Origin of the sequence: Roseivirga sp., assembly GCF_034669765.1 — a bacterium.
Classification (GTDB): Bacteria; Bacteroidota; Bacteroidia; order Cytophagales; family Cyclobacteriaceae; genus Roseivirga.
In genome coordinates, this window is the sequence record NZ_JAXMOQ010000005.1 from 223,120 (window position 1) to 236,594 (window position 13,475).

General features: G+C 39.2%; 11 protein-coding genes. 2 read left to right on the top strand and 9 right to left on the bottom strand.

Features of this window, described 5'->3' with window-relative positions; genetic code table 11:
- Window positions 1-150: 150 nt before the first annotated feature.
- Window positions 151-1,494, top strand: coding sequence for an adenylosuccinate lyase (gene purB, locus VOI17_RS11845; protein WP_323757435.1), 1,344 nt, complete (start codon window positions 151-153; stop codon window positions 1,492-1,494).
- A gap of 29 nt (window positions 1,495-1,523) precedes the next feature.
- Here purB and VOI17_RS11850 read toward each other — a convergent pair whose 3' ends face one another.
- The 3 genes from VOI17_RS11850 to VOI17_RS11860 are packed head-to-tail and all read right to left on the bottom strand — an operon-like array spanning window position 1,524 to window position 5,922.
- A complete protein-coding gene (locus tag VOI17_RS11850; protein ID WP_323757436.1) occupies window positions 1,524-3,035 on the bottom strand; it encodes a TolC family protein in 1,512 nt (503 codons plus the stop codon).
- Window positions 3,036-3,049: 14 nt separating this feature from the next.
- Complete coding sequence (locus tag VOI17_RS11855; RefSeq protein ID WP_323757437.1) at window positions 3,050-4,429, bottom strand: ABC transporter permease; 1,380 nt, start codon at window positions 4,427-4,429, stop codon at window positions 3,050-3,052.
- Window positions 4,430-4,437: 8 nt separating this feature from the next.
- On the bottom strand, window positions 4,438-5,922 hold the full coding sequence (locus VOI17_RS11860) for an efflux RND transporter periplasmic adaptor subunit (protein WP_323757438.1): 1,485 nt from the start codon (window positions 5,920-5,922) through the stop codon (window positions 4,438-4,440).
- Between the two features lie 336 nt (window positions 5,923-6,258).
- Between VOI17_RS11860 and VOI17_RS11865 the strand changes: the two genes are divergently transcribed.
- Window positions 6,259-7,026: a class I SAM-dependent methyltransferase gene (locus VOI17_RS11865; RefSeq protein ID WP_068416028.1), complete on the top strand. Its 768-nt coding sequence runs from the start codon at window positions 6,259-6,261 to the stop codon at window positions 7,024-7,026.
- Here VOI17_RS11865 and VOI17_RS11870 read toward each other — a convergent pair.
- The 6 genes from VOI17_RS11870 to VOI17_RS11895 all read right to left on the bottom strand — a co-directional run bounded on the left by VOI17_RS11870 (window position 7,005) and on the right by VOI17_RS11895 (window position 13,442).
- Complete coding sequence (locus tag VOI17_RS11870; RefSeq protein ID WP_323757439.1) at window positions 7,005-7,985, bottom strand: glycosyltransferase; 981 nt, start codon at window positions 7,983-7,985, stop codon at window positions 7,005-7,007. The genes VOI17_RS11865 and VOI17_RS11870 overlap by 22 nt on opposite strands.
- Entirely contained in the window at window positions 7,982-8,947 is a 966-nt protein-coding gene (locus tag VOI17_RS11875) for a glycosyltransferase family 2 protein (protein ID WP_323757440.1), read from the bottom strand. Before VOI17_RS11875 ends, VOI17_RS11870 begins: the two co-directional genes overlap by 4 nt.
- A 6-nt stretch (window positions 8,948-8,953) precedes the next feature.
- Window positions 8,954-9,463, bottom strand: a complete 510-nt coding sequence (locus VOI17_RS11880) for a DUF4199 domain-containing protein (RefSeq protein WP_323757441.1) — start codon at window positions 9,461-9,463, stop codon at window positions 8,954-8,956.
- Window positions 9,464-9,582: 119 nt separating this feature from the next.
- Window positions 9,583-10,116: a DUF4199 domain-containing protein gene (locus tag VOI17_RS11885; RefSeq protein WP_323757442.1), complete on the bottom strand. Its 534-nt coding sequence runs from the start codon at window positions 10,114-10,116 to the stop codon at window positions 9,583-9,585.
- Window positions 10,109-11,365 (bottom strand): dihydroorotase, encoded by a 1,257-nt coding sequence (locus tag VOI17_RS11890; RefSeq protein WP_323757443.1) that lies wholly within the window; start codon window positions 11,363-11,365, stop codon window positions 10,109-10,111. Before VOI17_RS11890 ends, VOI17_RS11885 begins: the two co-directional genes overlap by 8 nt.
- Before the next feature lies 1 nt (window position 11,366).
- Window positions 11,367-13,442 carry a BatA domain-containing protein gene (locus VOI17_RS11895; RefSeq protein WP_323757444.1) on the bottom strand — a complete coding sequence of 692 codons (2,076 nt, stop codon included), beginning with the start codon at window positions 13,440-13,442 and terminating at the stop codon, window positions 11,367-11,369.
- Between the last annotated feature and the right edge of the window lie 33 nt (window positions 13,443-13,475).

Sequence of the window (13,475 nt, forward strand, 5' to 3'; positions counted from 1 at the left end):
GTAGTTTAAAAGAATGCAAAAGTAATCATCATCTGTTGAACTATGAATTGTTCTGCCAAATTAGATACAGAAATGAGGGAAGAGTTACAAAAATGAAGGCTCAAGCCCGTACATTTTTGTATCTTTGCCCTTTCTTTTTAAACCGAAAACATGGATTTGAATACACTCACAGCAATTTCACCAATTGACGGACGCTACAGAAGGGTTACTAATGCACTGACAGAATATTTTTCTGAATTTGCCTTGATTAAATACCGCGTTGAAGTAGAAGTGGAGTATTTTATTGCTTTGTGCGAAATTCCTCTTCCTCAATTATCTGGTGTCGATCACAAAATATTTGATTCACTGAGGGCCATCTACACCAATTTCACTGAGGCGGATGCGCTTAGCATCAAGGAAATTGAAAAAACAACCAACCATGATGTAAAGGCGGTGGAGTACTTCCTGAAAGATAAATTCACTGCATTAGGTCTTACTGACCATATAGAGTTCATTCATTTCGGTTTAACCTCTCAGGACATTAACAACACTGCCATTCCTTTGTCATTGAAAAGGGCAATGCACGAGGTGATTGAGCCTTCAATCTTGGAGGTGAAGAACACGATTAATGAAATGGCCGAGGCGTGGAAAAACATTTCTATGCTGGCTAAAACACATGGCCAGCCAGCTTCTCCAACCAGATTGGGTAAAGAAATGCAAGTGTTCAGCAGTAGGATTGAAGAACAAATGATTCTGTTAGGCGATATCCCATTTGCCGCTAAGTTTGGTGGTGCTACGGGTAATTTTAATGCACATCATGTGGCCTACCCCGCAATTGACTGGATTGATTTTGGGAATGAGTTTGTAAAAGAATCGCTTGGCTTACAACGTAGCCACCCAACCACGCAAATTGAGCATTATGACCACATTGCTGCCATTTTCGATAACTTGAAAAGGATCAATACCATCCTCATCGATTTCTCTCGTGACGTTTGGCAGTATGTGTCCATGAACTACTTCAAACAAAGAATTAAAGCAGGTGAAGTGGGCTCTTCGGCCATGCCACACAAGGTGAATCCAATTGACTTTGAGAATGCCGAAGGAAACTTGGGAATCGCCAATGCGATCTTTGAGCACCTTTCTGCTAAACTACCGATTTCAAGACTACAGAGGGACTTAACTGACTCTACGGTATTACGTAACATCGGAGTGCCATTAGGGCATACGCTAATCGCTTTAAAATCACTTGAAAAAGGCATTAAGAAACTGGAGTTGAACCAAAGTGCGATTGATGCGGACTTAGAAGACAACTGGGCCGTAGTGGCTGAGGCTATTCAAACCATACTTCGTAGAGAAGGTTATCCAAAACCTTATGAAGCATTAAAAGGGTTAACGAGAACGAATCAAAAAATCACTGCTGAAGTGATGAAGGAGTTTATTCAAACCCTGGAGATTTCAGCAGAAATAAAAAATGAACTGATGCAAATCAGTCCATTTAATTATACTGGTCTATAAGTAAAAAGCCCCTTACGGGGCTTTTTTTTTTAGTTCTTAGCTTTCTCTATTACTGAATCCGTTTTTGGATTGTATTCCAAAAGTTCATTATATAAAAGTACATCATTTTTGAAGTCATACAAGGTTAATGTTCTTAACTCATAGTATGCATCCCAATACTGCTGCAAAGCTAAAACATAACTTCTAATTGCTCCATCCTTACTTGTTCTAGCATTGGCCAAAGTAAGAATATCTACTTTACCTGCCAAGTACCTTCCATTGGTGATTTCAAAACGCTTTAATGCAATTTCCTCACTCTTCTTTGCCAAGGTGATTTGCTCAATAATTTGCTTAAAGTTTCTTACCGCATTAGAAATCTCCTGCTCGAACGTGATCATACTTTGATCCACAGTAAATTCAGTTAATTTCTGCTGCTCCATGGCCACATTCACACGTGCTTTATTCCTTCCACCATCAAGGATTGGCACGTTAAAATTCAATCTGAATTGAGAACCCGCAGCAGTATTATTTGATTCATAAACTCCACTTAAGTCATTCGTTTGCGCACTGTTAAAGCCATAAGACGCTGATACAGAAACATTGAATCGTCTTGCCCTGGCATCAGCCACTGTTCTTTCGGCATTCAGTCTTTGCAATTGAAAATCTAAGTATTCAGCCCTGTTGTCTTTAGCATATTGTAAAGCAGTTTCATAGTCAATATCAAAAACAGCCACATCCATTGGAGCTATAAGCTCTAAGTCAACGTTTTCAGTCAGACCAATATAGTTTCTCAACTCTAAAGAAAGTGATTGTACATCCAATTGGGCCTGCTGGGCATCACTTTGAGATGTCAATAGCTCAAGCTCGGTTTGCAGCAATTGGTCTTCAGTTGAGGTCCCAATATTGTACCTCCCTTGCTCAACCTTAAATACAGTATCATTCGCTTGTGCATTTTGCTCTGCTATCTGTAAGTTTTTTTGTTGTACTAAGAGCCTGAAAAATAAGTTCGCTGCGGTTTTAGAGGTCTGCTCCATTGATTGCACATAAGATCTTTTTGATTGTTCGTATGCCAATGGTTCTGTTTTCTTATCCCATTTAAAAGGATTCACTGCAAAAAGTGGCTGCGAAATAGAAACACCAAAAGGATCACCTTGATAGTATCTCCTATCTCCATCGTAATCATCAAATCGCGCAAGGTTAGTATTAAATGAAACCGTAGTATTTGTCCATGGCAACACCTGCTCTAAGCCTAAACTCAAATTTGAATTATTCTGATTAACTGTACGAAAGGCAACCGAGCCATCATTCTGAGTTACTGGTGTTGAACGATTCGTATAGTTTGGCAAAGTACCCTGTAACCTCAACTGTGGTTTCAATTGAGACTTATATACATCGTAACTCCAATAGCCCAAAGTTCTTCGGGTTTCAGCCGTTTTCGCGCTTCTAGAGTTTTGTTTGGCCAACTGAATCACCTCTTCCAGAGTTAACACTCTTTTTTCTTGGGAAAAGGATACTTGAGCCAGACCAATAAGTAGTAATGATAATAAAATGACCTTTTTCATAATGTTTTTGAATCTTATTCGTGTCTTAATGATGTAATAGGATCTTGACTTGCAGCCCTTCTAGCGGGAGTAATCCCAAAAATAAGACCTACAGTAGCAGCCACACCAAATGATATTGCGATTGAAGCAAAGCTAATCTCTGTTGGGAAGTCTGCTAAAGAAGAGACAGCAAAAGCTAATGCAATACCTAAAATCACACCAATAATACCACCCGTTACTGAAATTAACACAGCTTCAAATAAAAATTGTGATACAATATCAGTAGATTTTGCACCAATTGAAAGTCTCAAACCAATTTCTTTGATTCTTTCCATTACCGAAGCCAACATGATATTCATAATTCCAATACCTCCTACTAAAAGTGAGATGGCGGCAATGGCGGCTAACACGATATTAAAAATATTTTGCGTACGTTGTTGTTGTTTCAATAGTAATTCTGGAATCGTGATTTCATAATCAATCACTCCATAATGCCTTCTTTCTAACATTCTAGAAAGCACTTCGGCAGTAGAACTCAATTTAGCAGATTCGCTCACCTGAACCACCAAACGGTCAATTTGATGATAGTTTGAAGGTGCTGGATCTTCAGTGTCAGATGAAGAGCTTGATATAGAAATACTCCCTCCTCTTCCAAAACTCATCATACTCATGCCTCCAAAACTCTTTTTTAGGCCAGAACCTGTTACTAAATCACGGTTAATGTACCTTACCAAAACTGTTTGGATTGGCGTATATACATCCATGTTGTAATCACGAATACCTAAGTTGGTTATGGCTTTTTCAGAAATAAACCTTTCTTTCAATACACCAATTACCTCCAACCACTGAGAGCCCACCTTAATCTTTTGACCAATAGGGTTCTCTTGAGGAAAGAATTTACTTTGAATCCCTTTTCCAATAATACAGACAGGTGCTCCGACTCTCAATTGAGTTTCATTAAAGACCTCGCCTCCATCCAATTCGAAATTGGCCACTTGAAAATAGCTAGGCTCAACACCTACTAACTTTGAAGATCTTCTGATTCCATTCTTAATGATGTAAGTCTCCAATAGAATTTCAGGACTCAACCTTGCCACTCCTGGCACACTATTACGAATACTTTCAACATCAAGCAACTTCAAACCTGGAGAGAACTTCTTTTTGTCATTCTCGTCAGAATCTCCTATTCGTTGCTCCGTTTGCTCTACTACCGGTTGAATAATAATGTTATTCACCCCAACCAACTCAATCTGCTCTAAGATCTCCTTTTGAGCACCATTACCAATGGCAAGCATAGCGATTACCGCTGCCACCCCGAAAATGATTCCCAAAGCAGTAAGCAAAGAGCGCAACTGATTGGCAAGCACTGCTTCCAGTGCGATATAGAAATTAGATAATAAACTCTGCTTATTCATAATTGAATTTACTGATTTGGTTGACCTGAACGTCCGCCTCTAGCAGCACCGCCAGTAGCTCCTCCAGCTGGTCGCTGACCTGATCTACCACCTCTTGTCATTTCAGATGGATCTGTAATTCCTTGGTCTTTCAATCTCTGAATTACTTCAGGACTCATTGGTGTGCCATCAGGCATTACCCACTTACTATTGTCTTCTAAAGTGTTTTCATTAGGGTTCACCTCGTATTTTTGCATTCTAGTTCCATTCAACTCAGGAATCAAAACAGGCTCTTTTCCATCAGCTGCATCAGGCTTACTTAGGTACAAAACATCTCCTTCTTCAACACCCATTTCAATAACGGCTTCATTACTGTTGGTCATCCCTACTTTTACTTCTTGTAGTGAGCCATTTTTCTTGATTACATAGTTGATAGAATCATTGTACACATGTAAACATTCTAAAGGAACGTGCACTACATCTACTAACTTCTGAGTAACAATTACATTACTGGTGGTCATTGACGGTCTCAATTCACTGTCGCTTTCATTTACTCTTACAATCACCTCAAATACTTTCGCATCTGAATTTGGGTTTTGCTGTCCAACGCGAGCTACTCTAGTTACTTTCCCAGAAAGTCTTTTATCAGGAAATGCATCCAAACCAATCTGAACAGGCTGCCCAATTTTAACTTTTCTGATATCTACTTCATTGATAAAAGTAGTAGAGATCATAGATGACAAGTCTGGCAATTCCGCTACTTCAGGACTCCAACCACTAAGTGACGATCCTTCAACAATACGCTCTCCTCCAAACCCTTTTGTATAAATTACCATACCATCTTGCGGAGCATAAATAGTAAAGCTTTCTAACAATTCTAAACCACTGTTGTATCTGTTTTTTCTTCTATTCAGATCAGCTGTTTCTTCGATCATATTGGCCTTCGCTTGAGAAACCTTAAGACGGTAGTTATCCACAGCACGCTCTTTGTCTCTGAGAAGCTTGTCTAACTCATTTTGATATTTCTTCACCGTTGCTGGTGGCTCATACTGCGATTGCTCGATTTGTAGTTGCTTCTCTTCGATTGAATAGTCAAGATTTAATAGCTTATCTCTCTCTCCACCCAATGTTAAAGCCGTGTCAATCTTAGCGTTCTCATATTCTGCTATTTGACCATCAAGCTGTTCCTTTTCAGATTGAATTTTTTCAAAAAGCTCAGCCTTATCTAAATCTGCAACGTAATCACCTTGTTTTACTATAGTACCTTCTTCCACTAACTTAATAATGGTCATGTTTCGAATATTGTAATCTCTGGCGGCAGTTGGCCCCATGATTTTTGTAGACTTTTCTGCAGAAAGTTCACCCGTTGTGGTCACCTCTACTGTAAATTCTCCTTTTTCAGCTGTAGCAAATAATGCCGCAGTGTCCTCAATGGCGTCCGTTTTAAATACGGTGAGGGCAACAACGATAGCTGTAACTACAACCAAACCGATAATAATGAGTTTTTTTCTCATGACTCTTTTTATAATTGTTTTAAAATATGTGCAAAACTAGGGCTAATAACTGTCTCTGCAATTCCATATATAGAAATATGCAGCCACTAACGTAAAAGCCAAAAAGACCCGAAATGTTTAAAAATCACTGAATTACGATCATTTTTAAACAGTGAAACCCATGCGGTTTCTCGAATTCCTTCTTCTGGTCTTAGATGATCCTTACACACGTTTAGTTTAACTGAACTATCGCTCATTTATAAAAACGGTAGATATTCTGTTCAGACAACATCATGTTCCTTTCAATGGCAAGGGTGGGTTTTAATCTTATCTTCTATCTTTGCGCAAATCCTAAGAATGAAAAGGTTCATCAGTTTTGTTATCAGGAAGGTACCTAGAAAATACCTTCAACTATTTAGTCACCATCTCCTTAAGGTTGTCAGCCTCTTTATGCGAGGCAAGAATGTAACCTGTCCTATTTGCGAGATCAGCTACCGTAAATTCCTCCCTTATGGAAGATTGAACCCTAGAGAAAATGCACTTTGCCCCGATTCTCTCTCATTGGAAAGACATCGTTTGATGTGGTTGTACATGAAAGAGAAGACAACTTTTTTCACCTCCCCTCATAAACTTTTACACATTGCCCCAGAACTATGTTTTATAGACAAGTTCAAGGCCATGCCCAATATTGATTACACATCAGCCGATTTGGAATCACCATTGGCCGATGTCAAAATGGATGTTCATGACATTCCCTTCGAAGACAATACATTTGATGTCGTTTTTTGTAATCATGTAATGGAACATGTAGATGATGACATCAGGGCCATGAGTGAAATTCATAGGGTATTAAAGCCTGGTGGCTGGGCCATTATTCAATCTCCACAAGATTATAGCAGAGCCGAAACCCTAGAAGACCCGACCATTACCGACCCTAAAGAAAGAGAGCGTGTTTATTGGCAGAATGACCACGTGCGTTTGTTTGGTTTAGATTATGGTAAACGATTGGAAAAGGCTGGTTTTAAAGTAACAGAAGATCGTTATGTAATGGAATTACCAGCGGAAACAGTGCGAAAATATGCACTTCCGGCCAATGAAATTATTTACTTCTGCGAAAAAGGTTGATTGCCTCTAGGCTTCAAAACTTCAGAGATCATGCCCATTCCATAACCCGTGAGCTGGGTAAAAGCAGCTGAAATGCTCAGTATCCCTACATCCATACTTTTATTTAGGATGGAAGAATGAACGAAGATTGCGAATGTAAATAATGTGAGCAGCGCTCCTCCAAGTGCAAATAGAATGGTGGAATAGAAAATTGTGGTAAGCCATACGAACAAGCCAACCACAAATACAGCAGGTAAAGCATGAATCGCTTTTAGTTCGCCAGGAAAAAAACGGTTCACGTTAATTCGCGCTCTCCCAAAAAAGTGGAGTTGCTTGTAAAAGTGAGAGAAGCTAGTTCTCCGTTTATGGTAAACAAATGCATCGGGTATTAATCCTGTTTTAAAGCCAGCTTCAATTACTCGAATACTGAACTCAATATCTTCCCCCATTCGAGTGATCTTGTAACCTTTTGTTTTTTCAAACACTTCTCTAGAAATCCCCATATTGAAACTTCTCGGGTGAAAAGTGCCCGCATGATTCTTATTTCCTCTAATACCGCCCGTGGTAAAAGGTGAAGTCATGGAATAGCTAATGGCTTTCTGTAATGGGGAAAAAGAAGGATGCGCTTTATCAGGACCTCCAAAAGCGTCCAGAGGTGTATGATCTAAAAACTGATTTACCTTCTCAAAATAGTCCTCAGGAATAAGGCAGTCTGAATCGAAAACTACAAAGTAATCACCCTTGGCTCTTTCGAAACCATAGTTCCTTGAAAAGCCCTGGCCTGAGTTTTCCTTAAACAAATACTGAATGGAAAGTTGACTTAGATAAGACTCAACGATTTGGTCACATTTTTCAGTAGAACCATCCTCCACTATAATTACATCAAAGTTAGTGTAGGTTTGAAGTGTCAAGGACTTAAGGAGTTCATCCACTTCGCCAGGTCGATTGAAAACAGGTATGACTACCGAAAAACATCTCATTTTTTTTCTAAACCAATGTGGTCTTCAAGTATATAGTCGTTCTTGTTTTGAGAGTTCATGGTCATCATTTCGCCCAAAAAACCTACTAAAAACAACTGAACACCGATAATGATAGCCGCAATGGCTAAAAAGAAAAGTGGTTGATCGACCACGTCTCTATACACATTACTCTTTGAAATATAGATGGCATGAATTTTCTGCCATGAGATCCAACCAACGAAAGCAAAACCTACCAGAAAAGATAAAGTGCCCAAAGTACCAAAAAAGTGCATTGGCCTTTTCTTATAACGCGACACAAAGGAAATGGAAATCAAATCGAGAAAGCCATTAATAAAGCGTTCCAAACCAAACTTGGTTGTCCCGTATTTTCTAGCCCTGTGCTCTACTACTTTCTCTCCAATTTTAGTAAAGCCATTACGCTTGGCAATTACTGGAATGTAGCGGTGCATTTCGCCATAAACCTCTAGCGTTTTTACCAATTTATGGTCGTAGGCTTTTAAACCACAGTTGAAATCGTGGAGTTTAATGCCTGATAAAATTCTAGTGATTCGATTAAAAAATTTAGAAGGAATGGTTTTAGAAATTGGATCGTGGCGCGTCTTCTTCCAGCCAGAGACCAAATGATAACCTTCCTTAATCATGGCATATAATTCCGGAATCTCATCAGGGCTGTCTTGCAAATCGGCATCCATGGTAATGACCACATCGCCTTCGCAATGCTTGAATCCAACATTGAGTGCAGCTGATTTTCCATAATTGCGATTGAATTTCAATCCTTTGATAGGGAAATCTACAGACAGCTTTTGGATTTGCTCCCAAGAACCATCATTACTTCCATCGTCTATCATGACCAGTTCATAAGATAAGCCGTGTTCAATCATGACACGGCTTATCCAATTTACTAGTTCAGGCAACGACTCTTCTTCGTTATAAAGCGGTATTACTACTGAAACTTGTACCAATGTTTTCTAGAATTCGTCTTCCTCGTTTTTCATTACGGCTGATATAATCAAGCCAAAGATTAATCCTGCGAAAATAGCCATAATAAAAGACATGATGGCCATAAACTCTGGGCTTGTAAAGAATGCCATCATTCCTTCCATTCCTTGAGTGGAAGATTGATCTGGCGGAGGACCGAACGGACTGTTTTGTTGTGCTTCTTTAACGAAATCCAAATACGCAGGATCTACAATAAAGTAAACATAACTTGCTACCGAACGAATTAAGCCACCAATTAGTGATGCCATCATAATGATTCCAAAACCTTTTCCGAATGACATAATATTGCCATTATTTGCTTTGTACTCTTTACAAGCAAAAACAAAAACTCCGATTACAATTGCCCATTGAATAAACATACCAACAAACGGCAGCTGTATTCGTGCCATGGCCATGGCTAAAGTGTATAGGGTGCTAATAAGGCCGAAGATAACTCCGAACTTTACCCCTATCTGGCGACCTGTTACTTGTTCTTCCATAATTTCTAATTTTAAGGTTGATGAATTGAAATTAATAATTTTTAGGAAGTAATAGAGAATTTATGAATGTTAAGATTCAATTTACTTAAGCGAATCATTTTCAGGATTAGCGAACTATATCAAGCGCGACTAGACCGCAAAATGATACTGAAAATTGGTGTTACAACTATCCCAATGAGTAATTTCTTGATAAAAACATCGAATACTAAAACGTTTTTCGAGGTTTTGGCAATCATTTCATACTGTTCTAAATAGCTCTCCTCACTTAATGCGGTTACAATCATGTCCTTTCTGTTTACCAAATCTTCCTGCGCAGTAATGATGTATTCACTCAAGAAATCGGGATTCCCCCAATAAATGAAAATCAAATAGAACAGTGCAAAAACTGCTGCAGTGGTAACGTATACAATAAAACCGATGGTCATTCCATGATAAAACCTGAATTCTCCGTCACCCACATTGGTCTTATAATCCTTTAATGCTAGAAAAAGGAAGATCACAATGATCATAATATCCAGTAAAAAAGAAAGCAGATTACGCCAAGGCTGAAGCCCCATAAAATAGAATACCAAAAATGCGATAATGGTGAATAGCGCTGTTACAACACCATACTTAAGAGACAGGCGAGTAAGCTTAGGATTGACTTTAATCATTAGAAATAAACCTTCCGTTATTAACTATTCCAACCACTTTGCCCATCATTTCTTGATTGAAGAATGGAGAAGCCACTGATTTAGACTTATTCGTTTTTCCGTTATAATTCCATTTCACACTTGGTGAGAAAATCGTTAGAGATCCACCGCCTTCTGAAATGTAGGCTTGATCTATTCCCAAAATCTTTCTTGGAGCAGCTGTAACTCTCTCAATACAGTCTTCAGTTTTATTTCCCAAAGCACTAAGTAAGGCAGGGTAAAAAGTTTGAAGCCCAATGATTCCAAAGTCAGCTAAGTCAAACTCCAACTGCTTACTTTCTTGGTCGTGCGGCTGATGATCGCTTACTATCACATCAATAGCTCCATCTTTCAAGCCTTCAATCAGAGCCAGTCTATCCTTTTCGCTTCTGAAAGGTGGGTTTACTTTAAAACTGGTGTCGTAATCCATTAAATTCTCATCAGTGAAAATCAAATGGTGAACTCCAACATCTGCTGTTACATTTAGCCCTTCGGCTTTGGCCTTTCTAATTCTTTCTACTGCTCCCGCTGAAGAAATCAAACTGAAGTGGATTTTTCCTCCCGCGTATTTCAGCAGTTCCAAATCCCGGTCGATCATTACTTCCTCCGCCAATTCAGGCATGCCCTTCATTCCTAAGATCGTGCTCACCTGTCCTTCGTGCATCGTACCAAAGGCAGTCAGCATTCTATCTTCAGGTCGGTTGATTAAGACACCATCAAAAGTCTGGAGGTATTGTAAGCTCTTTAAAAGGATGTCTGTATGCCAAATCGGTTCAATACCATCTGTAAAAGCGACTGCGCCTGCGGTGTGCAAGTCAATCATTTCCGTAAGTTCTTTGCCTTGGCAGCCTAATGTTATGGCAGCAGCAGGGTGCAAATTGACATCAGCACCTTTGTTCCACTTTAGATAATAGCTAATGCTGTTTTTGTTCGAAGTCACTGGATCGGTGTTGGGCAGCAGCATTACATCAGTAAAGCCACCAGTAGCCGCAGCTGCAGAACCCGACTCTAAATCTTCTTTGTGTTCTTTTCCTGGATCAGTAAAATGAGCACGCATATCGAACCAACCTGGTGAAACCATCAGGTTCTCATGCTCAATTACAGTTCCATCGAAACTAATCTGGTTTTCAATTTTTGTAATGACACCATCTTGAATAAGGATGTCTTTGATCGAATTATGATGTGGAGAGGAAGGATCGATTACCTTGGCAGCACGGATTAAAATTTCCATATCACAAATATCGGATTAAAATTACTTCTGCAAAAAGAAAAAGAAGCCCAAGCATCAAAGCATATTTCCAAAGATTGATTCCTTTTATGCCTGCCGTCAATTCGCGATTAACTTCTATCCCGTCTTCCGCCTGAATTACATTAATGTTTTTGGCCTGCGCTATGGTTTCCAATTCATCAATACTATGGCGTTCCACAGAGGATTCACCCTTAGACTGATTGAAGGCAATGGTGCCTAATGCCGTCTCGCCCTTCATGATGGTGTAATGACCAGCCTTCAGTTCATCTTTAGGGATTTCCATGATCAAATTTTTACCCGAAACGCGTTGGTCTGGTGTAATAATGTTCTCTCCATCTGAAAGCGTTACAATATCGTTGGCTGTTAAATTTTCTTCTAATGGGTATACCATGGTTTGCTCATCCGTCAGATAATAAAGCTTAGAAAGGTTGATTTTACTGCCCAAAGCCAGCTTATACATGACGGGAACAAAAAGAGAATGACTAGGGAAACTGGTAGCTTCTGAACTAAAGTCGCTCGAAAAAACATAGGCGTTCCCTAAAGGCAATTCTGCTTTAGAAAGAAACTCTCTTCCATTCTTAAAGTTCAATACTCCCAATTCACTATTGATCAATCGATAAGTGATGGAAGCTTCTGGCATGGCGATGGCCTCATTCGTGTTTTCAAAAACGCCATCAAAAAACGGATTCTGAAAATTTGGCTGCCCCAAGCCTAAACGTTCATCAGAATCAAACCTTATAGTAAGTCCTAATTGAGAGAAAGTTTGGAAGTTACTTTCGGCAGATGGAATGATCAACACCGTTCCGTTCTTTTCTAAAAAGGTTTTTAGTGCCGAAATCAGCTGATTCGAATAATCAGAAAGCTGATTAAGAATAATAATATCGCTTTGCAGCAATTCATTATTGTCAATATTATTGGCGTTGAAAGCCTGATAATTGAACAGTTCGTTATCTGCATAAAGCTGTTCTATAAAATCATTAGAATCAGAGCCTTTTACTTCATGAACAATCACCCTTTCAATATTATTCAGGGTTAAAAAATATTCGTTATCGAATATCACTTTGGGGTCATCAAGGGTGATTTTTGCCTTATCCAATCCCGTAGCAGATTGGTCTATCTCAAACACATGCTCTTTAATTCCGTTGGCGGATACATTGACCAAAGCGGTACTGGACAGTTGATCGTCAAAGAACAATCTTACATTCACATCTTCAAAATCTTCTGTCCCTTCGTTTCTGAGCACTACTTTAAGGTTGTTTTTCATTGCGCCTAGCAAAAAGCTATTCTCTAAATAAGCGGTGTCAAAATAGAGGTTACTGTTATTCTCACCTTCAATTGGCATTAAATAGTAGTTACGAAGGCTATCGTTGGCAACGCTCCTCAATTCGTTTTCTTTGTTCTTCTGGAAATCGGAAACCAAATAGACATCTCCACGGAAGCCACTGGCCGCAATTCTAGACTGAATTTCATCCATACTTCTTCCCACCCCAGATAATTCCAACTCAGTAAACCTATCTTTAATAGTAGAAGCTGTGTAACTGGTGTTTAAAGAATTTCCATAGCCGTTTTCTAAAAACTTAAACTTGGCCGACTCAGGATAAGCGTCCACCACACCAGCAGATAAAGAATAAGCACGATCGAAGGCACTTTGCTGCGAGCTTACTGGCATGTCCATGCTCAGTGAGTTGTCGAGATAGATCAGTACTTCATCAGATAATTCCTGATCGTTGGCATTGTCTTTGAAAATGGGCTGTGCGAAGGCAAAAATTAAGAAGGCAAGAAACAAGAGCCTTGAAAGTAATATCAGCAATTCCACTGGTTTGCGCTTAGAAGAGCTTTCTTCCTTCACCTTTTTCAACAGGGCGATATTGGAAAACTGTACGCGCTTCACCCTTCTGAAATTGAAAAGGTGAATGATGACGGGAATAGCCAAAGCTAAAAGCCCCCACAGTACTGCTGGATTGGCAAATGTTAAAACAGTATATATCGTCAAAGCGGATTTGTTATTCTGTGCACCATAACTACGTAAAAATTGATTTGAATATGTAGTTCTGAACAAAATTTATTCGAATGGTTGATAATATACAAGTAT